Raw genomic sequence first — 24,986 nt, forward strand, 5'->3', positions numbered from 1 at the left:
GGGAGTCGTCGCTGTTCTGTCGGCGGAGTTCTGTCGGCGGAGTTTCAGACTACTGCCAGCTCCAGGGAGGCGCGCACGGCCCGCAGGTAGTGGTTCTTCGGCCAGTACCGCAGCCGCCGCGGCAGTCGCGGATAGACCACGGCGGTGAACCTCAGCAGGCGATCGAAGCGGCGCTGGGACCGCGGTGACCAGGACAGGTCGAACAGGCCGCGAACGGAGGCGGGGAGCAGTCCAACGGTCACGAACCGGCCTGCCGGCATCAGCACCCGCAGCCAGAGCGGGCCGGTCCGCGGGTGCAGCAGCTGGCGGGCGACGGCTCGCGTGGTGGCATCCGTCTGCAATCCCGCGACCTGCTCGCTCCAGTAGCGGGCGAAGGCGGCCCGGTCGCGGGGCCAGAGGGCGGCCGGCATCTGCAGCGAGGTACCCAGCACGGCGTACTCCTGGTACACCGCGTCGGCCGTGGCCTCGTCCAGCGGGCCGAAGACGAGTTCCCGCATCCTGATCGCGGAGTCGTAGAGGGTCGCGGCCACCCAGAGCTGCAACTCCGGGGTGAAGGCGCTGTAGGCCGGCCGGCCGGGTGCTGCGGGTGCGTTGACGGGCCCGTGGGCGAGATTGACGCGGCGGGTCGCGCCGGCGGCCTCCTCGGGTGTGCCGAACACCACGGCGTAGACGTAGCTCAGGGTGCCGTTCAGGCGGTTCAGCGGATGGGCGACGAAGTCGCTGTGGTGGGCCACCCCGTGGCCGATAGCCGGATTGGCGATCTGCAGCAGGATGGAGCGTCCGCCGGCGGCGATCAGGACGGCCTCGCCGGCAATGTCGCTGAGGTTCTGGTCTCGCAGCTTCATGGTGCTCCTCCCGGCTGAAATCCGAGTGTAAAGCGGCGACAGCAGAAATGGATGGGAATAATGCGCAGTCGTATGCACTTGCATATAACCGACGGCGAGAATCCACCGTCCCACGGATTGAAGGAGCACCCATGACTGAGACCACCGCAGTGAGCATCCCCGGCTACAAGGCCGGAACCTGGACGATCGACCCGACCCACAGCGAGGTTGGCTTCAGCATCCGTCACATCATGATCAGCAAGGTCAAGGGCAAGTTCGAGATCTTCGACGCCACCATCGTCACCGGTGAGAACCCGCTCGAATCCAGCGTCACGGCCACCGCCCAGGTCGCCTCGATCAACACCAACGAACCGAACCGCGACGGCCACCTGCGCACCGGCGACTTCTTCGACGCCGAGACGTACCCGACCATCAGCTTCGTCTCCACCGGCGTGCGTGCGGCCAAGGGCGACTTCCTCGTCGACGGCGACCTCACGATCAAGGGCGTCACCAAGCCCGTCACCTTCGACTTCGAGTTCGGCGGCTTCGCCACGGACCCGTACGGCAACCAGAAGGCCGGCGCAACGGCCAAGGCCGAGGTCAACCGCGAAGACTTCGGTCTCACCTACAACGCGGCCCTCGAGACCGGCGGCTTCCTGCTCGGTGACAAGGTCACCATCACGCTCGAGCTCCAGGCGGCACTGCAGGCCTGATCACAGGGCTTACTCCCTGACGGGAGCGCGTCCAGACCGGAGCGCTTCCCGACCGGAACAAAGGAGGGACCCCGCCACGGGGGGTCCCTCCTTTCGTGCTTTCATGGGCACTATCTGGCGAGTTCACGCCCGTGCACGGTCAGCGCCCAGATTACGGCGACGCCCGCGACGATGAAGAGCATGGCCCAGAACGGGTAGTACGGCAGCCAGGCGAATGCCACCAGCGTTCCGATGAAGGCCAGGATCACCCCGAACGTGCGCGCCCACACCTTGCCGGTGAAGAGCGTGCCGCCGGCGATGATCGTCAGGATGCCCAGAATCAGGTGCACCCAGCCCCAGGTCGTCGTGTCGAACTGGAGCACGTAGTTCTCCGTTGCGACGTAGAACCCGTCCTGCGCCAGGGCGGCGATCCCGGCGATCAGCCACCAGCACCCCAGCATGAGCATCATGAAGGCGGCGAAGGCCGCCGCACCGACCGTCCATCCGCTGGGCTCTTGTTCAGTCATGGGAGACCTCCTCCTTCTGCAGTTGTGCAAACTGGTGCGGTTCGGCGGGGGTCCTAGACGGCGATGTCACGACCGTGAACGGTCAGGGCCCAGATTGCGGAGACGCTCGCGACGATCAGCAGAATCGCCCAGTACGGCTAATGCGGCAGCCAGGCGAATGCCTCCAGCGTTCCAATTAAGGCCAGGATCACGCCGATCGTGCGAGCCCAGACGGCTCCGGTGAAGATGGCGAACCCGGCGAGCAGTGTCAGGATGCCCAGGATCAGGTGAATCCAGCCCCAGGACGTCGTGTCGAACTGGAGGATGTAGTTCGCCGTGGCCACGTAGAAAGTGTCGTCCACCAGGGCGACGATTCCGCCGATGATCCACCAGCTGCCCAGCATGAGCATCATGAAGGCCGCGAAGGCGGCCGCTCCGATTGCCCACCCAGTTGCCTCTTCTTATATGCGTCTGATCTGCTCATGAGTACCCTCCTTGTTCATGCCCAACGGAAGTGTTCGGCGTCGAGAATTGCGCTCTCACCTTCGGCCGGGGGCGGCGGATTGTGAACCTCCCAAAGGGTTCTTCGAGGGAGTAGCCACGGCGGGATCAGCCGGTGGCCGTGATCGCGGCCCTGACCTCGTCCAGGGCCCGGACCGGGCGTTCCTCGTCGGCCGCCACCGGTCTGACGGCGATGGTGGCGGCGTGCCCGATGGCCCGTTCGATGGCCCCGCGTAGTCCGGCTGCGGCGACGACGATCAGGGCGGCGAAGCCGGAATCCAGGAGCTCACCCAGGTCCTGCAGATCGGCGCGAGTCATTCCCCGCGCGACCCGGCCGGCGATGGCGGACAGTCCGGCTCCGGAATAGGCAGTCCAGCCGGCGGCGCCGATGCCGATCGCGGGCAGCAGGACAACGGCCAGTCCGGTGGCCAGACCCCATCCCGTGCCGACCGACCTGCCCCGAGCGGGAACGGTGTCGGACCTGATGTACAGCTTCGCGGTGCCGTCGCCCTTCTTGGCGATCACGGCGGCATCGAACGAGCGGATTCGGTCGCCCACGCCGACGGGTCCCCTGTCGACCGGCCCCGCGCCGTAGAAGTCTCTGACGGCCTGGAAGTCGCCTTCGGCGGACGACACGTCCCGGTACGTCCCCACGAACGCAAGATGGCTCACGGCCGTGGTGCAGATCCAATTCCGCCTGAGCGGTCTGAGCGAAGCCGAGCAGGAACGGCTCACCCCGTTCGGCGGCCAGACCGGCGAGCCGCTCAGCCAGGACCCAGGCCTCAGCCGATCGCCCGAGCGCCTGCCGGGTGAAACAGAGCGCGACCAGGCCGTGCACGAGGTGGATGGACGCGCTGCCGGCACGGTCGTCCACGAGGGGACCCAAAATCTCCTCCGCCCCGGCCAGATCGTTCCGGGCGTAACGCTCGATCCCGAGCAGGTACCGCCCGGCGGCCGCCAGGTCGGGCAGCCCGTCCTCCTCCCCGTGGGTGAGGAGGTTCTCGGCCCCCGCGCGCACGGTGCGGAGATCGACCTCGAGCCAGGCGGCGTGCGCACGACCCAACTCCCACGGTCTTGACCGATTGGCGCCGAGGACGGGATCGAGGCTGCTGTCTTCGGCCGCGGTGAGTGCGGCGGGGTAATCTCCCGTGGCCTGCAGAGACACGATGCGGAGCGCGCGGCCGAAGGCGGTTTGTCGTTCCCGGGTCCGCGGCAGCGAGGCCAGGCCCCGTTCGGCCAGCCGAAGCGCGTCGCGGGCGTCACCGGCAGCGAGAGCCAGGCAGCCCCGGAGCACGTCCTGACTTCCGCCGAGGTCCGAGTCCTCCTGCCCGGGGAACGTGGCAGCGGGCCCGGACGCGAGCAGTTGGTCGATTCGGTCGACCGCGCTAGCCAGGACCCGGCCCTGGCCGCCCGCTCCCATCAGCGCCCAGGTTTCCAGGCTGAGGATGCGAGGGTCCCGGTCGGCCTGCTCGCGGGGGAACCGGGTGAGCAGCCGTCCGAGCCGGGGCCAGTCGCCCTCGTCGAGGAGGCGCTGTCCGCGGGACACGACGATCTCGGCCGCGCCGCGCAGGTCATCGGCGGCGAGCAGCTGGTCCAGCGCCTCGTCGGGAAACCCGTTGCCCGCCAGCCAGGCCCCGGCCCGCCTGCGCAGCGCGGCCACATCCGTTGCCCGGCTCTGCTCGAGTTGCGCGCGGAGGAGGCCCCGGAAGAAATGGTGATAGCGGTACCACTCGCCTGCGCCGCCCAGGCGGGAGATGAACAGATTGTGCCGTGACAGCCAGTCGAGCACCTCCCGTCCCGTGGGGTGCACGGCGTCCGGGTCCCCATCCGCGAGCAGCGCGTCGCACAGAGGGGCGCAGAAACGGTCGACGACCGAGATCATGAGGAGGGGCCGGCGTAGCTGGGCGGGCTGGGCGGTGAGCACCTCTGAGGCCAGGAAGCGGTGGATGTGCTCGTCATCGAAGTGACCGGTCGCGCTCGAGGCCAGGGCGGCCGGGTCACCCCGGTTCCGCCGGGCGGCGAGACCGAGCCGCAGGCCGACCGGCCAGCCCTCCGTCTTCTCCTCGACCGCCGCGGCGAGTTCCGCGTCCACGGGCGCGCCCAGCTCGCGAGTCACCATCTCTTCGATCTTCTCCCGGGTGAATCGCAGATCGCGCTCCCTGATTTCGGACAGTTCCCCGTGCGGTCGCAGCTCGTCGAGGGACAGGAGGGGATCGAAGCGGGTCAGGAAGACCGGATGAAGGCCGCGGGGCGGATGCCGCAGAATCGACTCGAAGAGGCGGTTCACCGGCGCTGACGCGACCAGGTGGTAGTCGTCCAGGACCAGCGCCAGGCGGGCCGGGAGCACCTCCAGCTCATTGAGCAGGAGCGTCGTCAGCTCCCGCTCCGTCAGTCTCTGCGGCGCCCGGCTCTCGGTTTGGGGCAATGCGCGGGGGAAGACGGCCCGCACGGCCGCGGTGAGATAGCCCAGGAAGAGGGGGAGTTCACCGTCGCCGGGCTCGAGGGACAGCCAGGCGGAGGGCATCCGGGTCTGCTCCAGCCACTGGCAGGCCAGGACGGTTTTGCCGTAGCCGGCCGGGGCGGCGAGGATCGTTGCGGTCAGTGGGGTGCCGCCGTTCAGCTGTTCGAGGAGCCGCGGTCGCTGGAGCGAGCCGGCGGCGACCGCGGGAGGCCTCAGTTTGCTCGCGAGGATCAGGCTGAAGGCGCGGCCTCTGCCCCGGCGCTGCTGCTCCGCGACCATGCCCGGGACCCCCTTCGCGCCAGCCGACCGGATCGACGGTCCGACCGTGTCGCCGTAGCGATGTCACCCTAGCGACAGTGAGGCGGATTCGATAGGTGATCGGGCCGGGGCAGCGGCTGGTGTTGCGCCCGCTACTCGCCCTTGATCTCCTCGCGCACGCGGCGCAGGTCCTCCATCAGTGACCCGATCAGGATCCAGTGCTGCGGATGCGGCGTGAAGATGACCAGGGGCTCCGTCAGGGCCGGCGGCTCCACGACCGGGTTCACCGGCGTCTGACCCGGGTGGTCGACGTGCTCGGCCAGTAGCCGGAGGTCGTGGGCGGCCCGGCTGAGTTCGACGGTGATCGCCAGCACGGTCGGTTCCAGGTGCAGCGAATGGTCGTAGTGGTCACGGAGCGCGCGCGTCATCCCGATGGTGCGCGTGACCAGCGCCATCAAGCGGTTGTAGAACTCCTCGTCGACGTCCAGCAGCCGCCGGTGCACCCCGTGCCGCGGATTGAGGGTGAGGCTCTCCTCGGCCTGCTTGATCGCCTTCTCCGCCTTCTCCAGCATGGGGCGGAGCAGGCGGGCCTTGATCATCATCTCTTCGATCTGGCCGGCCTGCTGCGGAAAACGAAGGGCGTCCACGATCCGGTCGAGCGTGTCGGCGACTTCGCGGCCCAGCCGCACGACGGCATCGTGTGCCGGGCTCAGGAGCACGGGCGGCACGATCAGGGCGTTGACGACCAGTGCGGCCGCGGCCCCGATGATGGTCTCGATGATCCGGTCCCGCGCGTACTCGGGCGTGGAAGCCCCGAGCGAGAGCACCAGCATGGCACTGATCGGGATCTGGCTCGCCGAGCTCGGAGCCAGGCGCAGCGCCCAGGCGAGCATGATGCAGAAGATAATCGCCGCCAGCACGATCCAGCTGGACTCCCCAAAGGCGATGCCGACGGCGTAGGCGATGAGCACTCCGCCGATGACGCCGAGACTGCGTTCGACCGCGCGGCCGAGGGTCTGGTTGATGTTCGGTTGCACCACCAGCAGGGCCGCGATCGCGGCGAAGATCGGCAACTCGGTCTGCAGGAGAGCCTGCGACAGGATCCAGCCGAGCGCAACGGCGACGGATGTCTTCACGGCCTGGAGAAGGGGAATCCGGCTTTCGGATCGCAACCGGGCAGTAATCCTCACGTGCTCAGGTTAGCGGAACCACCGGGTCCGGGGCGCCGCGACCGGGCCGGATGGTCACCGGCCGCCCGGAGAACCGAGCATAGTCATCGATCGCCCGCTCGAAGCCGGCCCATTGCCGCGGCGTCATGGTCTCGAAGGGTGCAGCCTCGACCCAGACTCCTCGCGGCGTGGTCTCGGTGCGCCAGGTTCCGACCACCCGGCCGTCGGAGAGGATCAGCGGCAGGAAGATGCCATTGCGACCGGGAACCAGGAGCGGAAAACGGTCGTCGGGGACAACGACACTGCGACCGCGGTACCCGAGCAGATACTCGTCGAAGCCGGGCAGGGCGAACACGGTCGAGCGCCGCTGCGGCGCGGAACCGGGAAGGCCGGCCTCGGCCGAGGCCGCCAGAAAATGGGTCACGCCGCCCAGATCGATTTCGATCAGGTCCTTCCTCGCCACCCCGAGTCCGATCCGGATGTCGGCCAGGGTCAGCTGGGACCACCAGGCCAGATCCTTCGCCGTGGCCGGGCCATGCCCACGGAAGTAGCGGGTCGTGAGTTCTCCCAGGGCTTCGTCGTGCTCGAGCCGACGGGGTGAGGGCACCCACTCGTCCAGGAGCACGAGTGTTTGCGCCGTACCGGTGTGCCTGCCCCAGCAGAGAGTCCCGGTGAGGGCGAGGTTCGCCACCAGGTGGTAGCCGCGCTGGCCTCCGGTGGAGATCCCCTGCGCTTCGAGTGCCGCGAGGAAGCCCGCTCGCGTCAACTCGCGACCGCCGGAGAGCGAGTCGAGGGCAACGGTGCGTGCGCCTTCGATCGCGGAGTCGTCGAGGCCGAGCTGTGCTCGCCGCGTGCGCATTCCGGCGAGCACCTGGGGCGCGCTGAGGCCCAGCATCCAGTGCAGGTCAGGAGCGGGGACGAAATGAAGGGTGCCGCGCAGGGGCCAGGAGCGCACGAGCACCGCCGTGTCGATCGCCCGCGCGACGTCGGAGACCGTCGATCCGGGCACCCGAACACCGATCGCCCACAGGCCGGCCCGATAGTCCTGGGCCTGCACGGCCAGCATCCGTCCAGCGACCGCCCCGGGGTTCGAGAGTGCGGGCCCGGAGAGCCCGTGGCATCCCAAACGCATCCGGATGACATCGGTGCGGGAGGCTCGCGTCGCCATGAGCCCAGTATGCGACGGATGCCCCGCGACTGCCGGTTAGGGCAGGTCGTCGTCCGTGCGGGCGCCGAAGACGATCTCGTCCCAGCTGGGCATGGAGGCGCGTCCACGTTTTCCGGCGGCCCCGGTGGAGCGGGCCGGCGGTGTGGCAGGGGTCGAACGGGCGGGGCTCAATCCGGCAGGTGTCAATCCGGCAGGGGTCAATCCGGCGGGGGTCACTCCGGCCGGCGCCGATCCGGACGAGGCCGCCCCGGGGGAGGTCTGGTTCGTGGCCGCCTGGCCGGCGGCCGCCTGGGTCGACCAGAGGTTGCGCGCAGACGCGGACCGGTTGCCGGCAGCGGGCGAGTCCGCGGCGGGGGTGACGGTTCGGTCGACGGTCTGGTCCACGAGATGGATCCCCGCGGCGGAGGCCTGTCCCACGCCGTTGCTGAGCGTGCTCTCGGTGTTGGTGCTTTCGAAAGCCGCGGCTTCGCGTTCGCCGCGGCGGCGGCGCAGGGACTCCAACAGGTCCGCGGTCTCGCTCATGCTCTGGGGTGGTTCGTCGGCGCGCTTGATGGCCGCCCGGGAGACGGCATCCGTCGTGCCGGCCGATCGGGAGTACGGAATCGGGTCCAGGAGCGGTGCGGTGTCGTTGAGCAGTTCGTCGGCCAGTGATTCCTTGAAGGTGAAGGCGCCGCTGTCGAACCGTGACACATCGGCCAGGCTCGTCTCGGCGCCGACCGCGCGCAGGCGGGGAATCAAGGCACCCTTGAGTTCGCCCTGCTGGGAGAGCGCGATGGCCTCGTTGCCGACGGGGGAGAGGGAGTTCTTCTTCGGTTCGAAGCCCCAGCGGGCGTCGTGGTCGATGTCGTCGGCGGTGAACGCGAGTTTCACGATCCAGCCGGCGCCGGGCTCTTTCCAGCTGGCCCAGCGCTCATTCGTGGCGCCGAGCGACGCGAGGCGCTCCCGGATGACGGTGCCGAAATTCGCCCCGCCCTCGATCGGGTCCGGGTCGATGGCCGTGTGCACGGGCACTCCGAGCGCGCAGGACACGATGTACTCGCGTTCGGCGACGACCGGGCCCTCGAAACGGCGCACGAAGTCGATGGAGGCGCCCGTCACGGTGGCCACGTCCTCCGCGGACATGCCGGCCCTGATGTGGGCCTGCACTTCCCGCGGGCTCAGCTTCGTGCCGGCCGTGGATTCCGTCTGGGTTTGGCGAAGCCTGGACTGGAGAACTTCATCGATGGGGATCCGAAAACGGTCGCCCTCCTCTGACGCTGCGAGCAGCGCACCGTTCTCGACTCCAATAACTTTCAATTCCTGCATGTTGAAAGCCCTCTCGCGATCACTAGTGCAGCCAAGACTGCCATGTAAAACCCGAATATTCGGGGAATACGCCGGGCGTGCCGCAAGTTGACAACTGTGCCGAAGAAAAGACTCGGCGCGTAGTTTGCTATTCCGCCCGGATTGTTGGAAACTATGGCCGCCGAAATCGTTTCTCGGCGTAACTGAAATGGATGGGTATGGCAACCGATTACGACGCACCACGGAAGACCGAAGACGACTCTGAGTCGATTGAGGCCCTCAAGGAGCGCGTACCCGACAAGATGTCCGGTGTCGTAGATGTCGACGACTCGGACAACCCCGGTGGGTTCGACCTTCCCGGCGCCGATCTGTCCGACCTCGACCTCGATGTCGTTGTCCTGCCCCCGCAGGCCGACGAGTTCACCTGCGTCGAGTGCTTCCTCGTGAAGCACCGTTCGCAGATGTCGCACGAGACCAAGCTCGGCCCGGTTTGCCTGGAGTGCGACTCCTAAACGCGCTTAGATGCTGGACGCTGGCCGTCGTGATCCATTGATCGCGGCGGCCAATTTCTGTGGGTGGCGGGTCGACACGAGCCAGTACGGCGCCGGATCGGTGGCATCCACGATGGGGATGCGCACGACGGGGCGGATCCAGCCGCGGATGAGCAGCCAGGCGCGCGCATTGAGGTTGCGCCCGCGCTCCAGGACGGCGTCGTCTCCGTCGAAGGCCTGCGCCTCGCCGAGGAGATCGGTCGAGATGCGCGCGCGGCCGGCGGACAGTTCGCCCTGGCGCACTTCGACCACCGGCGCCGAGAGAAGCAACCCGGCCACGCAGGCGGCATACAAACCGATGGCGATGAGGATTCCGGCGAGCATGGATATCGGCGCGAAGACGAGGATGCTCGCGGGGATGATCAGTGCGGTGGCAAGGTACGGCGCGGGAGGGGCCCACAGTTTTTCGCGATATTCAGGCATGGCTCTATTCGATCAGACTTCTGCACTAGCCTCGACACGTGGCAGAAAGCGTCGAAGTCCTGATTACCGCGTCCGTCCTCCCGAGTTACGCGCATCCGGGTGATGCGGGAGCGGATCTTCATTCCTCCCAGGCCCTGGTCCTGGCTCCCGGTCAGCGTGCCCTGGTCGGCACGGGCGTCTCGATCGCCCTTCCCGACGGCTACGCGGCCTTCGTCGTTCCCCGCAGCGGACTCGCCGTCAAGCACGGCATCACCATCGTCAACGCGCCGGGCACGGTGGATGCCGGCTATCGCGGCGAGATCAAGGTCGCGCTGCTGAACACCGATCTGGCCGAGCCGCACACGATCGCGGTCGGCGACCGCATCGCCCAGCTCATCGTCGTGCCGGTATCCCGGGCCACTTTCATCCCGGTCGACCGCCTTCCGGGCAGTCAGCGCGGCGAAGGCGGATTCGGCTCGACCGGCCTCACCCAGCACATCACTGGAACCGATACGTCAGGAGACAACCAGTGAGCGACATAGCGAACTCGGACGAATTCCCCGGAGCCACGGCCAAGTCAGCTCCGGAGGACCGCGCGACCGAGGGCCCGCTCGACGAGGTGGAGGCCAACCCGGTCCGGCCCTACGTCGACCTCGGTGGCGTCAAGATCCTGCCCCGGGAGGGACTCCACCTCCGGCTCGAAATCGAAGAGGGCAGCAAGCGCGTGGTGGCCATCGGGCTCGACTACGCCGGGTCCACCCTGCAGGTGCAGCCGTTCGCCGCCCCGCGCTCCAGCGGCCTGTGGAACGAGATCCGCGACCAGATCGCCGACCAGATCGGCAAGCAGGGCGGCACCACGACGCTGCGCGAGGGACCGTTCGGCCCCGAACTCGTGGCCGAGATCCCGGTTGCCGCCGGACTGGGCACCGGCGAGACGAGCCGGCTGGCCCGGTTCATCGGCGTCGACGGCCCACGCTGGTTCCTCCGCGGCGTGATCGCCGGGGAAGGCGCCGTCAATGCCGAAGCCGCGAGCCAGATCGAAGACCTGTTCCGCAGCATCGTCGTCGTGCGCGGGTCGGCGCCGATGCCGCCCCGTGACCTCATTCCGCTGCGGATGCCGGCCACCCCGGCTGGCGCGCCCGAGCCGGGCAACGCCTGAGGGACGCTCGTATGACGGACGCACCGGAACAACCCGACGCCCCTGCACCCGAGGCCCCTGCGCCGGACACCCCCGCACCCGACGCCCCCGCCGCGCGGAACGACGGCACGTCCGGCGGTTCCGAGGCATCCGCTGTCTTCGCCGAGGGCATGGCCGCGGCCGCGCGGCGGGCCGGTTTCACTCCGGCCGCCGAGGGCGAGCCGATCAGCGGTCGCGCCCTGCTCGCGGCGATGGGCGGCATCCGTGGGCTGGTGGAAGCGGTTATTCCCGGGCTCGTCTTCCTGATCACCTACACCTTCATCCGTCAGCTCATCCCCGCACTGATCGCCCCGGTCGCGATCGGGGCGGCCTTCATCGTTGCCCGGCGACTCGTGCGGCAGACGGTGACGCCCGCCGTCGGCGGACTGGTCGGCCTGATCGTCAGCGCCGTACTGGCACTCTTCACCGGCAAAGCGGAGGACTTCTACCTTCCGGGTTTCTGGACCAACGGCGCCTACGGGGCGGCCCTGCTGATCTCGGCGCTGGTCGGCTGGCCCCTGGTGGGACTGGCGGTCGGGTTCCTGATGGGGGACGGGGTGTCGTGGCGGGCCCACGCGTCCAAACGCCGTGTCCTGACGATCCTCACCCTGTGCTGGGCCGGACTCTTCGCCGTGCGCCTGGCTGTGCAGCTTCCCCTGTACTTCTCCGGGAATGTGGAGTGGCTCGGCGCGGCGAAGCTCCTGATGGGCATCCCTCTGTATGCGCCCCTTCTGGTGATCTCGTGGCTGATGGTGCGATCGGTCTACCGCGCGGCGGACGACGACGCGAAAAAGTGACGCCACGCGGGGGTAAACGGCACGCACGTGACGGATACGACGCTAGAGTTATCTCTACGTCAAGATAGTTTGGTGATGAGCATCGCCCGGGCGCGGACTGCCGGTTAGGTAACCCTTACTGGCAGCGGCAGGCGTCCGGTCGTCAGGATTGGGGATTGCGGGCGGTTTTCCGTCGGTTTCCACGAAGGAGAGGGCATCGTGTCTGCACTGAATAACGCGGTAGTGAACAGTTTTGGAGCCAAGGACACCCTGCGTGTCGGTTCGACGGACTATGAGGTCTTTCGTCTCGACGCGGTCAAGGGCTACGAGAAGTTGCCGTTCAGCCTGAAGGTGCTTCTGGAGAATCTTCTCCGCACCGAGGACGGCGCCAACATCACCGAGGCGCATATCCGCGCCCTGGGCGAGTGGGTCCCCACGGCGGAGCCCGACACCGAGATCCAGTTCACGCCCGGACGCGTGGTGATGCAGGACTTCACCGGTGTTCCCTGCATCGTCGACCTCGCCACCATGCGTGAGGCCGTCGCCGAACTCGGCGGCGACCCGAAGAAGATCAACCCGCTCGCTCCGGCCGAGCTCGTCATCGACCACTCCGTCATCGCGGACCTGTTCGGCACCGCCGACGCCCTCGAGCGCAACGTCGAGATCGAGTACGAGCGCAACGGCGAGCGCTACCAGTTCCTGCGCTGGGGTCAGACCGCGTTCAACGACTTCAAGGTCGTGCCCCCGGGAACCGGCATCGTGCACCAGGTCAACCTAGAGTACCTGGCCCGGGTCACCATGACCCGCACGGTCACGGATGCCGCAGGCACCGAGGTGCTGCAGGCCTACCCCGACACCTGCGTCGGCACCGACTCGCACACGACCATGGTCAACGGCCTGGGCGTGCTCGCCTGGGGCGTGGGCGGCATCGAGGCCGAGGCCGCCATGCTCGGCCAGTCGATCTCCATGCTCATCCCCAAGGTGGTCGGTTTCAAGCTCAACGGCTCCATCCCGACCGGCGTGACCGCGACGGACGTCGTGCTCACCATCACCCAGATCCTGCGCAAGCACGGCGTCGTCGGCAAGTTCGTCGAGTTCTACGGTGCGGGCGTCGCCCAGGTGCCCCTGGCCAACCGCGCCACCATCGGAAACATGAGCCCCGAGTTCGGCTCGACGGCCGCCATGTTCCCGATCGACGACGTCACCCTGGACTACCTGCGCCTCACCGGTCGCAGCGAAGAGCAGGTCGCGCTGGTCGAGGCCTACTCGAAGCTGCAGGGCCTCTGGCACGACGCCGACAAGGAGCCCGCCTTCAGCGAGTACCTCGAGCTCGACCTCGGCACCGTCGTCCCGTCGATCGCCGGCCCGAAGCGCCCGCAGGACCGCGTCATCCTCAGTGAGGCGAAGTCGCAGTTCGAACTGGACCTCCAGAGCTACGCGACCCAGGATCTGACCGTGGTGGACGCTGCCGTCGAAGCGTCGTTCCCGGCCTCGGACCCGATCGGTTTCACCGCCGAGGACGAGAACCTCGACCACGTGGTCTCGCACAGCCACGTGAGCCACGCCCCGGTCAGCGTGTCGCGCCCCGTCGCCATCACCACGGAGGCCGGCGCGAGCTACACGCTCGACCACGGAGCGGTCGCCGTCGCGGCCATCACGTCGTGCACGAACACGTCCAACCCGAGCGTCATGCTCGCCGCGGGCCTGCTCGCCCGCAACGCGGTCAAGAAGGGCCTGACCAGCAAGCCGTGGGTCAAGACCACTCTGGCTCCGGGGTCGAAGGTCGTCACCGACTACTACGAGAAGGCCGGCCTCACCGGCGACCTGGAGGCCCTCGGCTTCTACACCGTCGGCTACGGCTGCACGGTCTGCATCGGCAACACCGGTCCGCTGATTGACGAGGTCACGGCCGCGATCAACGAGAACGATCTCGCCGTCACCGCGGTGCTCTCGGGCAACCGCAACTTCGAGGGCCGGATCAGCCCCGACGTCAAGATGAACTACCTGGCGAGCCCGCCGCTGGTCATCGCCTACGCCCTCGCGGGTTCGATGAACTTCGACTTCGAGAAGGATTCCCTCGGCACCGGTTCAGACGGCAACGAGGTGTTCCTCAAGGACATCTGGCCTGACTCCGCCGAGGTGCAGGCCACGATCGACAGCTCGATCGACACCGCCATGTTCACGAAGCAGTACGGCGGCGTCTTCGAGGGCGACGAGCGCTGGCGCTCCCTGCCGACGCCGAACAGCGAGGTCTTCGAGTGGGACCCCGAGTCCACGTATGTGCGGAAGCCCCCGTACTTCGAGGGCATGACCATGGAGACCACCCCGGTGGTCGACATCGTCGGCGCCCGCGTTCTGGCCAAACTGGGTGACTCGGTCACGACCGACCACATCAGCCCCGCCGGTTCGATCAAGGCGGACAGCCCGGCCGGCGCCTACCTGCTCGAGCACGGCGTCGAACGTGGGGACTTCAACTCCTACGGCTCGCGCCGCGGCAACCACGAGATCATGATTCGCGGAACCTTCGCGAACATCCGTCTGCGCAACCAGCTGCTTGACGGCGTCGAGGGCGGCTACACCCGCGACTTCACCGTCGACGGGGCTCCGCAGGCGTTCATCTACGACGCCGCCCAGAACTACCAGGCCCAGGGCACGCCGCTGGTCATCTTCGGCGGCAAGGAGTACGGCTCGGGTTCGTCTCGTGACTGGGCTGCCAAGGGCACGAGCCTCCTCGGGGTGAAGGCCGTCATCACGGAGAGCTTCGAGCGCATCCACCGCTCCAACCTGATCGGGATGGGCGTCGTTCCGCTGCAGTTCCCCGCGGGGCAGAGCTGGGCGACGCTCGGCCTGGACGGCACGGAGGTCGTCACGATCACCGGGCTCGACGAGCTGAACAACGGCACCACCCCGAAGACGGTCCACGTCACGGCCGTGCCGAGCGAGCAGTCGCCGGCCGGCAAAGCGACGGTCGAGTTCGACGCGGTCGTCCGCATCGACACCCCGGGTGAGGCCGACTACTACCGCAACGGCGGCATCCTGCAGTACGTGCTGCGTTCGCTGGTCGCGTAGCCTCCCTGAGTCGGCTTTCGGCTGGCTCTCGAAACCGGCGCGTAGACTCGGTCTGACCGAATCTATGCGCCGGTTTCTTTTTTTTGGCGGCGGATGGCGCAACGCGAAAGGTGTTAACGATGGCACTGCTGGACACGATCTCCGGACCCAGGGACCTTGACGGTCTTTCGAAGGATGAACTGGTCCAGCTCGCGGCCGAGGTGCGGGAATTCCTCGTGCGCGAGATCTCGAAGACCGGCGGCCATCTGGGGCCCAACCTCGGCGTCGTCGAGCTGACCATCGCCATGCACCGGGTCTTCGACTCGCCCAGGGACGCGATCGTCTTCGACACCGGGCACCAGTCCTATGTGCACAAGCTGCTCACCGGCCGCCAGGACTTCAGCGGGCTGCGCCAGTCCGGCGGCCTGGCCGGCTACCCCCAGCGCCGGGAATCCGTGCACGACATCGTGGAGAGCTCGCACGCGTCCAGCTCCCTCTCCTGGGCCGACGGCATCTCCCGCGCGTTCGAGATGACGGGGCAGAGCGACCGCAACGTCATCGCCGTCGTCGGCGACGGTTCCCTCACCGGCGGCATGACCTGGGAGGCGCTCAACAACATCAGCGACGACAACACGCGCCGGCTGATCATCATCGTCAACGACAACGGGCGCTCGTACGCGCCCACCATCGGCGGAATGGCGCGGTTCCTCAACACGGTGCGCACCCGGCAGGCGTACCACAGCGCCTACCTGACCAGCCGCCAGGCCTTCGAGCGGATGGGGGCGCCGGCGCGGGCGTTCTTCCGCGGCGTTCGCGGCGGCATGCACGGCTTCCTGGCCCGGTTCTCCAACAACGAGGCCCTCTACTCGAACCTCGACATCAAGTACATCGGACCGGTCGACGGCCACGACCTGCAGGCCATGATCGAGGCCCTGCGGCAAGCGAAGGGCTACGGCGCGCCCGTGATCGTGCACGCCATCACCCAGAAGGGCAAGGGCTACGACCCGGCCGTCCAGGACGTCGCGGACCAGTTCCACGCGGTCGGGCAGATCGACCCGGAGACGGGGGAATCCACCGAATTCTCCAGCGCGCCGTCCTGGACGTCCGTCTTCGCCGACGAGCTGCTGCGGCTGGCCACCCTGCAGCCGAAGATCGTCGGCATCACCGCGGCGATGCTGCGCCCCACGGGCCTGCACAAGATGGCGGAGCGTTTCCCCGCCCGGGTGCACGACGTGGGCATCGCGGAGCAGCACGCCGTGGCCAGTGCCGCCGGGCTCGCGTTCGGCGGCCTGCACCCGGTCGTCGCCCTGTATGCCACGTTCGTCAACCGGGCGTTCGACCAGGTCCTGATGGATGTCGCCCTGCACCAGGCGGGCGTGACATTCGTTCTCGACCGGGCCGGGGTCACCGGACCGGACGGTCCCAGCCACCACGGAATCTGGGACCTGGCCATCCTGCAGGTGGTGCCGGGCATCCGTCTCGCCGCGCCCCGCGACTCGGTTCGCCTGTGCGAGGAGCTCGAGGAGGCCGTCGCGGTCGACGATGCGCCCACCGTGCTGCGGTTCCCGAAGGGGAGCGTCAGCGCCCCCCTCGACGCCGTGCGGCGGCTGGACGACGGGGTCGACGTGCTGCTTGAAACGGCCCAGAAAGATGTCCTGATCGTCACCGTGGGCCCGATGGCGGCCATGGGCCTGGATGTGGCGGAGCGGCTGGCGGCCCAGGGCATCGGCGCCACGGTTGTCGACCCGCGCTGGGTCGTGCCGGTGCCCCGGAGCATCATCTCCCTGGCCGCGGAGCACCGGATCGTGGTCAGCATCGAGGACGGCATCCGGGTCGGCGGCATCGGCACGCGCATCCGTCAGGACCTGCGCGAGGCGGGCGTGGACACGGCCGTGACCGAGCTCGGCCTGCCGGACGAGTTCCTCGACCACGGCACGCGCGCCGAGATTCTCGAACGGGTGGGACTCACCCCCCAGCACATCGCCCGCGACGTCGTCGCAATGGTCCTGGGCAGCAAGATCCCGCATGCCCGGGCTCTGCCGTCAGATCGTACCGACAGCGGCAGCATCCCCGCGAACCGGGCCGGCCAGGACTGACCCCGGCTGCCCCCGGTCCTGACTGACCCCGGAGCGCGAAAAACCCCGCCGAACCGTGAGTTCGGCGGGGTTTTCCGGCCTGAAAAGCGGTAAAGCTCACGGCTCGGTGAACCGCGACTGCCGGGTTACTCGCGGACGGCGGACTGCACCGGGGCTGCCCCGACGCCGCGAATCAGCGGCGTGTGGAAGGTGCCGCCGAAGACCCGCTCGCTCGCACCGACACGGTCGAGATACGGGGTCACCCCGCCCATCTGGAACGGCCAGTTGGCGCCGAGGATCATGCACAGGTCGATGTCCTCGGCCGCGTGCACGACGCCGTCGTCCAGCATCCGCTTGATCTCGTCCGCGAGGCCGTCCTCGACCCGGCGCAGGATCTGCTCGCCGGTCATAGGGGCGGTTCCGCCCGCGACGATCTTGATCGCGCCCTTGTCGAAGCCCTTGGCCTTGCCCTTGGCGTCCCGCTCGATGACGGTGCCGTGCTCGGCCAGCCGGTGCAGGTTCTCGCTCTCGAAGAACCGGTCGGGGAAGGCGGCGTGGTGGGTGTCCAGCACGTGGGCGCCGACCTTGAGGCCAACGAGTTCGAGCAGCTCGAACGGGGTCATCGGCATCCCGAACTTGGCCAGGGACCCGTCGACGACCTCGAACGAGGTGCCGGTGTCGACGGCGTGCATGGCCTCGCCGAGCAGCTTAGCCAGCAGCCGGTTGACCACGAACCCGGGGGTGTCCCGGGTGATGACCGCGTTCTTGCGGAGCTTGGCCGCGACGACCATCGCCGTCGACAGGGTGACGTCGTTGGTCTCGGGTGTGTTCACTACCTCGATCAGCGGCATGACGGCCACCGGGTTGAAGAAGTGGAAGCCGACCAGGCGTTCCGGGTGGGCCAGCTTCGCACCGATCTGTTCGACCGAGAGCGACGAGGTGTTGGTGGCCAGGATCGCGTCGGGGGAGATGTGCTTCTCGATCTCCGCGAAGACGTCCTGCTTCACGCCGAGCTCCTCGAACACGGCCTCGATCACCCAGTCGGCGTCGGCGAACTGAGCCTTGTCCGTGGTGCCGGTGACCAGGGCGCGGAGCCGGTTCGCCTCGTCGGAGGAGATGCGCTTCTTGGTCTCGAGGGCGAGGATCTCGCCGTGGATGTAGGCCACACCCTTGTCGACCCTGGCCTGGTCGAGGTCGGTGATGACTACAGGCACCCGCAGCCGACGCACGAAGAGCAAGGCGAACTGGCTGGCCATCAGCCCGGCGCCGATGACGCCCACCTTCTTGATCGGGCGGGCGAGGGCCTTGTCCGGAGCTCCGGCCGGCCGCTTGGCCCGCTTCTGCACCAGGTTGAAGGCGTAGATGCTGGCCTGCAGCTGGTCGCCGGCGATGAGCTCGGCGAGGGAATCGTCCTCGCGTTCGAATCCCTCCTGGCGGGTGCCGCTCTTGGCTGCCTTGACGAGATCGAGGGCGATGTAGGGCGACCGTGCGACGGTGCCGATGCGGCTCTCGAGCATCTTGCGCGCGATGCCGACGGCGACGTCCCATTTCACGAGCCGCTCGACCTTGCCGGGCAGGTTGGGCCGGGCGACCTTGATGGTGCCGGAGATGACCCCGTCGGCCCATTTGATGGACTGTTCGAGGAACATGGCCGAGTCGAACTGCACGTCGGCGATGCCGAGCTCGAGGGCATCCGCGGCCTTGAGCACGCGGTGCTTGAGCGGATTTTCGATGATCACCTTGAGCGCGTTCTCGATGCCGATCAGGTTGGGCAGCAGGTACGAGCCGCCCCAACCCGGGATCAGCCCGAGTGAGACCTCGGGCAGCCCGATCGCCGGAGCGGTGGCGTCGACGGTGCGGAAGTCGGCGTTCAGGGCGATTTCGAGCCCGCCTCCCAGGGCCATCCCGTTGATGAACACGAAGGAGGGAACGCCCAGTTCGGCCTGCTTGCCCAGCGCGTAATGGCCCAGCTGGGCCAGCAGCTTGCCCGTCGCGAGCGACGGGATCTCGCTGACCTTGCTCAGGTCGGCGCCGGCGGCGAGGTAGAACGGCTTGCCGGTGACGGCCACACCGTGGATGTCGCCGAGGGCGGCACGCTCCCGGAGCAGGTCCATCGTCATGCCGAACTCGAGCAGGGTGACCGGGCCGAGGGTGTTCGGACGGGTGTGGTCCCTGCCGTTGTCGAGCGTGACGAGCGCCAGGGTCCTGCCCCCGGACAGTGGGACATCCCGCACGTAGGAGTGGGTGACGACCTCATCGGCCGACAGCTCGACCAGCGGGGTGAAATCGAGTTCTGAATAGTTGCTCATCGCTTGCTTGCCTTCCGGTTGAAGTTCGGGTTCTCCCAAATCACGGTGCCGCCCTGGCCGAGGCCGATGCACATGGCCGTCAGACCGTAGCGGACCTCCGGGTGCTCGCTGAACTGGCGTGCGAGCTGGTTCATCAGGCGCACGCCGGAGGAGGCGAGCGGGTGTCCGATGGCGATCGCGCCGCCGTACTCGTTCACCCGCGGGTCCTCGTCGTCGATGCCGAAGTGGTCGAGGAACGAGATGACCTGAACGGCGAAGGCCTCGTTGAGCTCGAACAGGCCGATGTCGGTGATGCTCAGGCCTGCCTTGCGCAGCGCCTTCTCGGTGGAGGGGACGGGGCCGAGGCCCATGACTTCCGGTTCGACGCCGGCGAAGGCGAAGCTGACCATTTTCATCTTGACGGTCAGGCCGAGGTCCTTGGCGGCCTTGCCGCTGGCGAGCAGGCAGGCGCTGGCGCCGTCGTTGAGCCCGGATGCGTTGCCGGCCGTGACCCGTCCGTGGGGGCGGAACGGGGTCTTGAGGGACGCGAGGCCCTCCAGCGTAGTCTCGGGGCGGGGAGCCTCGTCCTGGGTCGCGAGACCCCACCCGGCGTCGCTCCGGATCGCCACCGACACCAGGTCGGGCTGGATCTTGTCGGCGGCGTAGGCTGCGGCGACCTTCTGCTGGCTGCGCAGGGCGAACCGGTCGGACCGCTCCTTGGTGTACGACGGGAACCGGTCATGGAGCCGCTCGGCCGTGGCGCCCATGTTGAGGGCGTCTTCGCTGACGAGCCGCTCGAGCAGGAAGCGCGGATTCGGGTCTGCTCCGGAACCCATCGGGTGGCGACCCATGTGCTCGACGCCGCCGGCGATGGCCAGGTCGTAGGCGCCGAAGCCGATTCCCGCGCCAAGGGTGGTGACGGCGGTCATGGCGCCCGCGCACATCCGGTCGATGGCGAACCCGGGTACCGACTTCGGCAGTCCGGAGAGAAGTGCCGCCGTGCGGCCGAGGGTGAGTCCCTGGTCGCCGGTCTGGGTGGTGGCGGCGATCGCCACCTCGTCGATCCGTTCCCCGGGGACCGACGGGTTGCGTTCAAGCAGCCCGATCATGGCCTTGACCACGAGATCATCCGCCCGGGTGTTCCAGTACATGCCCTTTTCGCCGGCGCGTCCGAACGGGGTGCGAACCCCGTCCACAAACACGACTTCTGCTCTATCGGCCACTTTGCCTCCATCAATCGATCAGGTGTCGGTCGATCCTAAGGGGGAGCAGAAGGGGGGTCGAATCCTTGGACGGTTTCTACGAATCCGTTTCCGGGGGGACCTCGATCGTTTGGTGGACTTCGACAAAGGCATCGGCGATCCGTTGTGCAGTCACGTCAATCTGCCAGGCGCGGGCGCCCAGCCTCCCGAGCGCCTCACCGATGGATTCGGGGTCGATGGTCTCGGGCGTCGTCCAGGCCACCCGGCGCACGTAGTCGGGCGTGATCAGGTTTTCGAGGGGGATCGCCAGCTGTTCCGAGACCTCGGTCAGGGCAGTGCGGGCGGCCTTGTAGCGCAGGTCGGCCTCCGGATTGCGATCGGCCCAGGCGCGCGGCGGCGGGAGCAGGTCCGCGTTGCCGCGCAGGGAGGGCAGGTCGGTCGAGGCCACCCCCTCGAGGATGGCGCCCCACCAGCGATCGAGTTCGCTTCGGCTGGCACGACCGCTGAACTCCCGGAGGTCGGCGAGGGCCTGTTTGGACGCGGGCATCGCGCGTGCGGCGGCGGTCAGGGATGCGTCCGGTACGAGCCGGCCGGGGGAGATGTCGAGCTCCTGGGCCAGACGGTCGCGGGCGAGCCAGAGCTCGCGGGCCACAGCAAGGCCTCGCTGGCCGCGGATCGAGTGCACGCCGGAGAGCCGCCGCCAGGGTTCGGGGCTGACGGCTTTGACCTCGCGGGCGAGCACGGCGGCGAATTCCTGGGCGGCGATGTCGGTTTTCAGGTCCGTTTCGAGCATCTCGGTCATGCGGTCACGCAGATCGGGGAGCAACTCGACGTCGAGCGCGCCGTACACCAACCAGGCTTCCGGCAGCGGCCGGGTCGACCAGTTGGCGGCGGAATGTTCCTTGGCCAGGTGGATGCCGAGCAGCTCTTCAACGACTGTGCCGAGACCGACCCTCGGAATGCCCAATAGGCGCGCGGCCAGCTCGGTGTCGAAGATGCGCTTCGGGTCGAGGCCGACCTCGCGCAGGCAGGCGAGGTCCTGGCTCGCGGCGTGGAAAATCCATTCCTCGCCGCCGAGGGCCTCGTTGAGTTCGCGGAAGTCGCCGATCGCGGGCGGGTCGAACAGGAAGGTGCCGGCACCCCTGCGGAAGATCTGGATCAGGTAGGCACGCTGGGAGTACGTGAACCCGGAGGCGCGCTCGGCATCGATGCCGATCGGTCCGGTGCCGCCGCGAATGGCTGCGGTCGCCGTCAAGTAGGCATCCCGCGTGTCGATCACTGTGTGATCAGCCACGACCGGTTCGGCGTGTGGACAACATGCTGACTCCTTCGCCAGTGGGGGGAAGGCCTGCGAGCATGCAGAGCAGCTCGCCCCATCCTTCGACGTGGGCGGCGAGATTGTGGTCCAGCGGCGTCCACGAGGCGCGCAGTTCGATCTGCGCACCATCGCCCTGCCTGGCAAGTTCGCCGAAGCCTGACGAAATAATCTTAGTCGCCGTGCCTGATGCCGCGGAATACCGAGCTCCGTGGGCGGCCAGTGCATCGACTAGCCACGCCCAGGCGACCTCGGCCAGGAACGGGTCCAGGCCGATGTCCGTCTCCAGGGGAGCCTGCGCAAAACAGACCACACGGAAGGGTCCGCCCCAGGCCTCGGGTTCCTCCGGGTCGTACAGCAGGATGAAGCGACCGGTGCCCAGGTCCGAGTTGCCGCCGTGGCGGGCCGGCGTGACGTCGGCCGAGAATGCCACCGCGTGTGGGGCCAGGCTTCCCGGGGCCGTGATCTCGTTCACCACGAGTTCCGCCCGGATGCGTGCGCGACGAATCGACGTCAGGGCAGCGGCAAACTCCGGGGGGAGCGTTTCCTGTGTTTCGGGCACGTGTGCAGACTAGAGTTTTTTCCGGGCGGTGTCTGCGAGGCACGCCGGGCAGGGGCAAGAGCTATGCGAGCAGCACACGGGCGGGCCGAAAGTGCGGTGAAGGTCATCGCGACCGCCGGGTTGATCGTCGCGGGCGTCGGCGTCGCAGCCGGCGTTGGAATCAGCGCCCTGATGGCCGTGATGGCCCGCCGGATCGTCACGCCGTCGACGAAGAGCGACGAGGATGTGCGCGTGTACGCCGTCGACCTCGCGGCCGGGACCATCGCGTTGCAGTCGACTCCGGACTCCGTTCTTCGCGGGGACTACAGCTTCTGGTTCTCGGCCAGCAGCGGCCACGCCCACGTGGGGGAGATCCTGCGGCAGACGTCCGATCGGGTGACCCGGCGCATCCTGCGCGTCGACTACGGTGATCTCGCGGCGGCCGTGCGAGGCCGGCTGGCCGGGTACTCCTTCCTCGGCCCGTGGGACCTCGGCGTCGAGTTCGAAGACGTGAGCGTTCCCACCGGCGCGGGTGAGGCGCCGGCCTGGCTGGTGGTTCCGCCCGAGCCGGACGGTCGCTGGGTGATCCAGGTGCACGGTCGTGGCGTTCAGCGCCAGGAGACGCTTCGCGCGGTGCCGGTGTTCCGATCCCTCGGCTACACCTCTCTTCTGGTCTCGTACCGCAATGACGGGGAGGCACCCGGCAGCGCGGACGGCCGGTACTCCCTGGGCGACACGGAATGGCTCGACATCGAGGCGGCGATCGCGTTCGCCGCGGGCCGGGGCGCCACCGAGATCGTGCTGATGGGCTGGTCGATGGGAGGCGCCATCGTGTTGCAGGCCGCGACTCGATCGATGCTGCGCCACCTGGTGGTGGGCATCGTGCTCGATTCGCCCGTCATCGACTGGGCCGACGTCGCCCGGTTTCAGGGCGGCACCCTCGGGCTGCCCGCCGTTGTCGCCAGCGGGGCCCTGGAGGTTCTCGGCCGGCGTTGGGGCGGCCTGGTCACGGGCCAGGCCGGCCCGATCGACTTCGCCCGGCTGGACTTCGTGACCCGCGCAGCCGAGCTGGACCTGCCGGTGCTGCTGATGCACAGCGATGACGACGGATACGTGCCGGCGACCGGTTCCCGGGCCCTGGCGGAGCGGCGCCCCGACATCGTGACGTTCTTGCCCTTCGCCGTCGCCCGGCACACGAAATTGTGGAATTACGACCGCGAGGGGTGGAATCAGGCGATCACGAACTGGTTGGGCGAGATCTCTCCCACCGGGCGTACGTCGCACCCTGATCGTCCAGCAGGAGCTGCCGAAGGCTGAAACGGCTCGTAACGGCCTGATCCGACTCGAGCAGCGCGCGGCTGCCGAGCACGATCTGGGGGCTGGTGGACAGGCAGAGTTCGTCGACGAGGTCTGCGGCGAACAGACGCCCAGCCAGGACGGGCCCTCCCTCGCACACGATCCGGGTGAGGCCTCGGGAGTGCAGGGCGTCAACGATGGCGGCCGGGCGAAGGAGCCCGTCCACGTCGTCGACCACAACGATGGTGGCGCGGTTCGTCCCGTCGACGGCCTCCACCCGGCCGACCGCGGAGCGGGGGCAGAGGATGTACACCGGCCGGACCGACGTGGTGGCTGAGGCGTGGAGTCGGTGCCCGCCGAGGTTTCCGGTGGACGTGACGACGGCGAGGGCAGCCCGGGCCGGCACGACGTAGCCTTCCGCCCGCACGCTGCCCGCGCCGACCAGGACGACGTCGGACAATTCCCGGATCACGCCGAGGATGCGGCGGTCCTGCTTGCTCGAGAGGGACTCCGAGGTCCCGTCCGCGCCGGCGACGCTGCCGTTCAAACTGCCGATCATATTGACTCGGAGGTAGGCATCCGTTTCAGGCGCGTAGCGTGCCAGCAGCCAGTCGCGGCCCGCGGGGTCGAGCCCGTCGACCGCGCGGGCGATGTCCTCGGCCGCGCGGGGCTCCGGGAAGACCCGGGTCAGGGTCACGCAGGGTCCTCACGCAGTCGCCGCTTGGTGCGGGCGAGCATGGCGGTCATGCCGCGGATCCGCAGGGGCGATACGGCCTTCGTCAGGCCGATCGAACTCGGGTAGTCGTCTGGAACCAAGAGCACTTCCGCCCGGCTCAGACCCGACAGCCCCTGGGCCAGGATCGACGCGAAGCCTCGGGTCGTCGGGGACTCCCGGGGTGCCGTGGCGTACAGGTGCACCGCGTCATCCTCCACCTCGACGAACATGAACACGGGGGACTGGCACTCCACGACGCGTTCGAGCAGGTCGGGGTGTTCCTCATACCGTTTGGGCAGCGCCGGCAGCGCATCGGCGAATTCGAGCAGCAGCAGCAGGCGGTCCTGCTCCTCGAGTGCGAGGAAGTCGTCGCGGATCTCGGCCAGTTTCTCAGGCAGTTCGGTGGAAGTCATCGAAGACAAGTCTGCCATGCGCCCGATTCAGCGGGGCCGGGCGGGGAGGTACACGAGGGTGCGGGGTTCGGCGACTTCCGTGCCGTCGAGGTAGGTCTCCCAGGGCGGACCCGTCGCTTCCGTCACAGTCTGGGAGCCGGCTTCCCTGAACGAATTCGACGGAGATTTTGCCCGTATCGGCCCGGAAGCTCCGTAAATCACTGTTTTAGGACAAGATCTCCGTCGAATTGGTTCTACGCCGGATAGTCCGCTCCGCTGTGGAACGGCGGCCCCACCTGGGCGCGGCGGGTCCGACTGTGCGTGGACCGCGCAATCGCCCGTCGG

At 68.2% G+C, this 24,986-nt stretch carries 23 protein-coding genes; 8 read left to right on the forward strand and 15 right to left on the reverse strand.

Translation table 11 applies throughout. The features are described from left to right. Positions 1-44 precede the first annotated feature (44 nt). The gene (locus E3T24_RS00980; protein WP_134364977.1) at positions 45-845 is read right to left on the reverse strand and encodes an oxygenase MpaB family protein; all 801 of its coding nucleotides are present in this window, start codon (positions 843-845) and stop codon (positions 45-47) included. 131 nt (positions 846-976) lie between these two features. Between E3T24_RS00980 and E3T24_RS00985 the strand changes: the two genes are divergently transcribed. Beyond that, entirely contained in the window at positions 977-1,537 is a 561-nt protein-coding gene (locus tag E3T24_RS00985; RefSeq protein ID WP_134364976.1) for a YceI family protein, read from the forward strand. 110 nt (positions 1,538-1,647) lie between these two features. On the opposite strand, the gene E3T24_RS00990 is transcribed toward E3T24_RS00985, so the two are convergent. The 7 genes from E3T24_RS00990 to sepH form a co-directional block, all read right to left on the reverse strand. Then, a complete protein-coding gene (locus E3T24_RS00990; RefSeq protein WP_134364975.1) occupies positions 1,648-2,043 on the reverse strand; it encodes a hypothetical protein in 396 nt (131 codons plus the stop codon). Positions 2,044-2,180: 137 nt separating this feature from the next. After that, positions 2,181-2,435, reverse strand: coding sequence for a hypothetical protein (locus tag E3T24_RS00995; RefSeq protein WP_134366751.1), 255 nt, complete (start codon positions 2,433-2,435; stop codon positions 2,181-2,183). 196 nt (positions 2,436-2,631) lie between these two features. Then, a complete protein-coding gene (locus E3T24_RS01000; RefSeq protein ID WP_134366750.1) occupies positions 2,632-2,841 on the reverse strand; it encodes a hypothetical protein in 210 nt (69 codons plus the stop codon). Then, entirely contained in the window at positions 2,810-5,263 is a 2,454-nt protein-coding gene (locus E3T24_RS01005; RefSeq protein WP_134434195.1) for a hypothetical protein, read from the reverse strand. The genes E3T24_RS01000 and E3T24_RS01005 overlap by 32 nt, the downstream gene beginning before the upstream one ends. A 131-nt stretch (positions 5,264-5,394) precedes the next feature. Continuing rightward, positions 5,395-6,378, reverse strand: a complete 984-nt coding sequence (locus E3T24_RS01010) for an FUSC family protein (protein ID WP_241976149.1) — start codon at positions 6,376-6,378, stop codon at positions 5,395-5,397. Between the two features lie 58 nt (positions 6,379-6,436). Next, on the reverse strand, positions 6,437-7,579 hold the full coding sequence (locus tag E3T24_RS01015) for a winged helix DNA-binding domain-containing protein (RefSeq protein WP_134434196.1): 1,143 nt from the start codon (positions 7,577-7,579) through the stop codon (positions 6,437-6,439). A 36-nt stretch (positions 7,580-7,615) separates the two neighbouring features. Next, complete coding sequence (sepH, locus tag E3T24_RS01020) at positions 7,616-8,884, reverse strand: septation protein SepH (protein ID WP_134366746.1); 1,269 nt, start codon at positions 8,882-8,884, stop codon at positions 7,616-7,618. Between the two features lie 197 nt (positions 8,885-9,081). Between sepH and E3T24_RS01025 the strand changes: the two genes are divergently transcribed. Further along, positions 9,082-9,375: a DUF4193 domain-containing protein gene (locus E3T24_RS01025; RefSeq protein ID WP_134363594.1), complete on the forward strand. Its 294-nt coding sequence runs from the start codon at positions 9,082-9,084 to the stop codon at positions 9,373-9,375. Between the two features lie 6 nt (positions 9,376-9,381). Here the strand turns inward: E3T24_RS01025 and E3T24_RS01030 are convergent, their stop codons facing one another. Continuing rightward, positions 9,382-9,837, reverse strand: coding sequence for a DUF3093 domain-containing protein (locus E3T24_RS01030; RefSeq protein WP_134366745.1), 456 nt, complete (start codon positions 9,835-9,837; stop codon positions 9,382-9,384). Between the two features lie 38 nt (positions 9,838-9,875). Here E3T24_RS01030 and dut point away from each other — a divergent pair, with 38 nt between their 5' ends. From dut to dxs, 5 genes are all read left to right on the forward strand, one after another. Next, complete coding sequence (gene dut, locus E3T24_RS01035) at positions 9,876-10,349, forward strand: dUTP diphosphatase (protein ID WP_134366744.1); 474 nt, start codon at positions 9,876-9,878, stop codon at positions 10,347-10,349. 5 nt (positions 10,350-10,354) lie between these two features. Further along, on the forward strand, positions 10,355-10,975 hold the full coding sequence (locus E3T24_RS01040; RefSeq protein ID WP_134366758.1) for a DUF3710 domain-containing protein: 621 nt from the start codon (positions 10,355-10,357) through the stop codon (positions 10,973-10,975). Positions 10,976-10,986: 11 nt separating this feature from the next. Beyond that, positions 10,987-11,790, forward strand: a complete 804-nt coding sequence (locus E3T24_RS01045) for a DUF3159 domain-containing protein (RefSeq protein WP_134366743.1) — start codon at positions 10,987-10,989, stop codon at positions 11,788-11,790. 198 nt (positions 11,791-11,988) lie between these two features. Continuing rightward, positions 11,989-14,838 carry an aconitate hydratase AcnA gene (acnA, locus tag E3T24_RS01050; protein ID WP_134410229.1) on the forward strand — a complete coding sequence of 950 codons (2,850 nt, stop codon included), beginning with the start codon at positions 11,989-11,991 and terminating at the stop codon, positions 14,836-14,838. A 119-nt stretch (positions 14,839-14,957) separates the two neighbouring features. After that, complete coding sequence (gene dxs, locus E3T24_RS01055) at positions 14,958-16,913, forward strand: 1-deoxy-D-xylulose-5-phosphate synthase (protein WP_134366741.1); 1,956 nt, start codon at positions 14,958-14,960, stop codon at positions 16,911-16,913. A 125-nt stretch (positions 16,914-17,038) separates the two neighbouring features. On the opposite strand, the gene E3T24_RS01060 is transcribed toward dxs, so the two are convergent. The 4 genes from E3T24_RS01060 to E3T24_RS01075 all read right to left on the reverse strand — a co-directional run bounded on the left by E3T24_RS01060 (position 17,039) and on the right by E3T24_RS01075 (position 22,259). After that, complete coding sequence (locus E3T24_RS01060) at positions 17,039-19,201, reverse strand: 3-hydroxyacyl-CoA dehydrogenase NAD-binding domain-containing protein (RefSeq protein ID WP_134366740.1); 2,163 nt, start codon at positions 19,199-19,201, stop codon at positions 17,039-17,041. Beyond that, positions 19,198-20,403, reverse strand: a complete 1,206-nt coding sequence (locus E3T24_RS01065) for a thiolase family protein (RefSeq protein WP_134366739.1) — start codon at positions 20,401-20,403, stop codon at positions 19,198-19,200. The genes E3T24_RS01060 and E3T24_RS01065 overlap by 4 nt, the downstream gene beginning before the upstream one ends. Positions 20,404-20,479: 76 nt before the next feature. Continuing rightward, positions 20,480-21,676, reverse strand: coding sequence for an HRDC domain-containing protein (locus E3T24_RS01070; RefSeq protein WP_134434197.1), 1,197 nt, complete (start codon positions 21,674-21,676; stop codon positions 20,480-20,482). After that, positions 21,669-22,259, reverse strand: a complete 591-nt coding sequence (locus E3T24_RS01075) for a DUF3000 domain-containing protein (RefSeq protein ID WP_134403141.1) — start codon at positions 22,257-22,259, stop codon at positions 21,669-21,671. The genes E3T24_RS01070 and E3T24_RS01075 overlap by 8 nt, the downstream gene beginning before the upstream one ends. A 63-nt stretch (positions 22,260-22,322) precedes the next feature. Here E3T24_RS01075 and E3T24_RS01080 point away from each other — a divergent pair, with 63 nt between their 5' ends. Continuing rightward, a complete protein-coding gene (locus tag E3T24_RS01080) occupies positions 22,323-23,555 on the forward strand; it encodes an alpha/beta fold hydrolase (protein ID WP_134366736.1) in 1,233 nt (410 codons plus the stop codon). On the opposite strand, the gene E3T24_RS01085 is transcribed toward E3T24_RS01080, so the two are convergent. Then, entirely contained in the window at positions 23,476-24,231 is a 756-nt protein-coding gene (locus E3T24_RS01085) for a dihydrofolate reductase family protein (protein WP_241978580.1), read from the reverse strand. The two genes, E3T24_RS01080 and E3T24_RS01085, sit on opposite strands and share 80 nt — an antisense overlap. After that, positions 24,228-24,662: a SufE family protein gene (locus E3T24_RS01090; RefSeq protein ID WP_134366735.1), complete on the reverse strand. Its 435-nt coding sequence runs from the start codon at positions 24,660-24,662 to the stop codon at positions 24,228-24,230. The genes E3T24_RS01085 and E3T24_RS01090 overlap by 4 nt, the downstream gene beginning before the upstream one ends. Positions 24,663-24,986: the final 324 nt, after the last annotated feature.

The sequence above is a fragment of the Cryobacterium sp. TmT2-59 genome (genome assembly GCF_004403545.1).
GTDB classification, from domain to species: domain Bacteria; phylum Actinomycetota; class Actinomycetes; order Actinomycetales; family Microbacteriaceae; genus Cryobacterium; species Cryobacterium shii.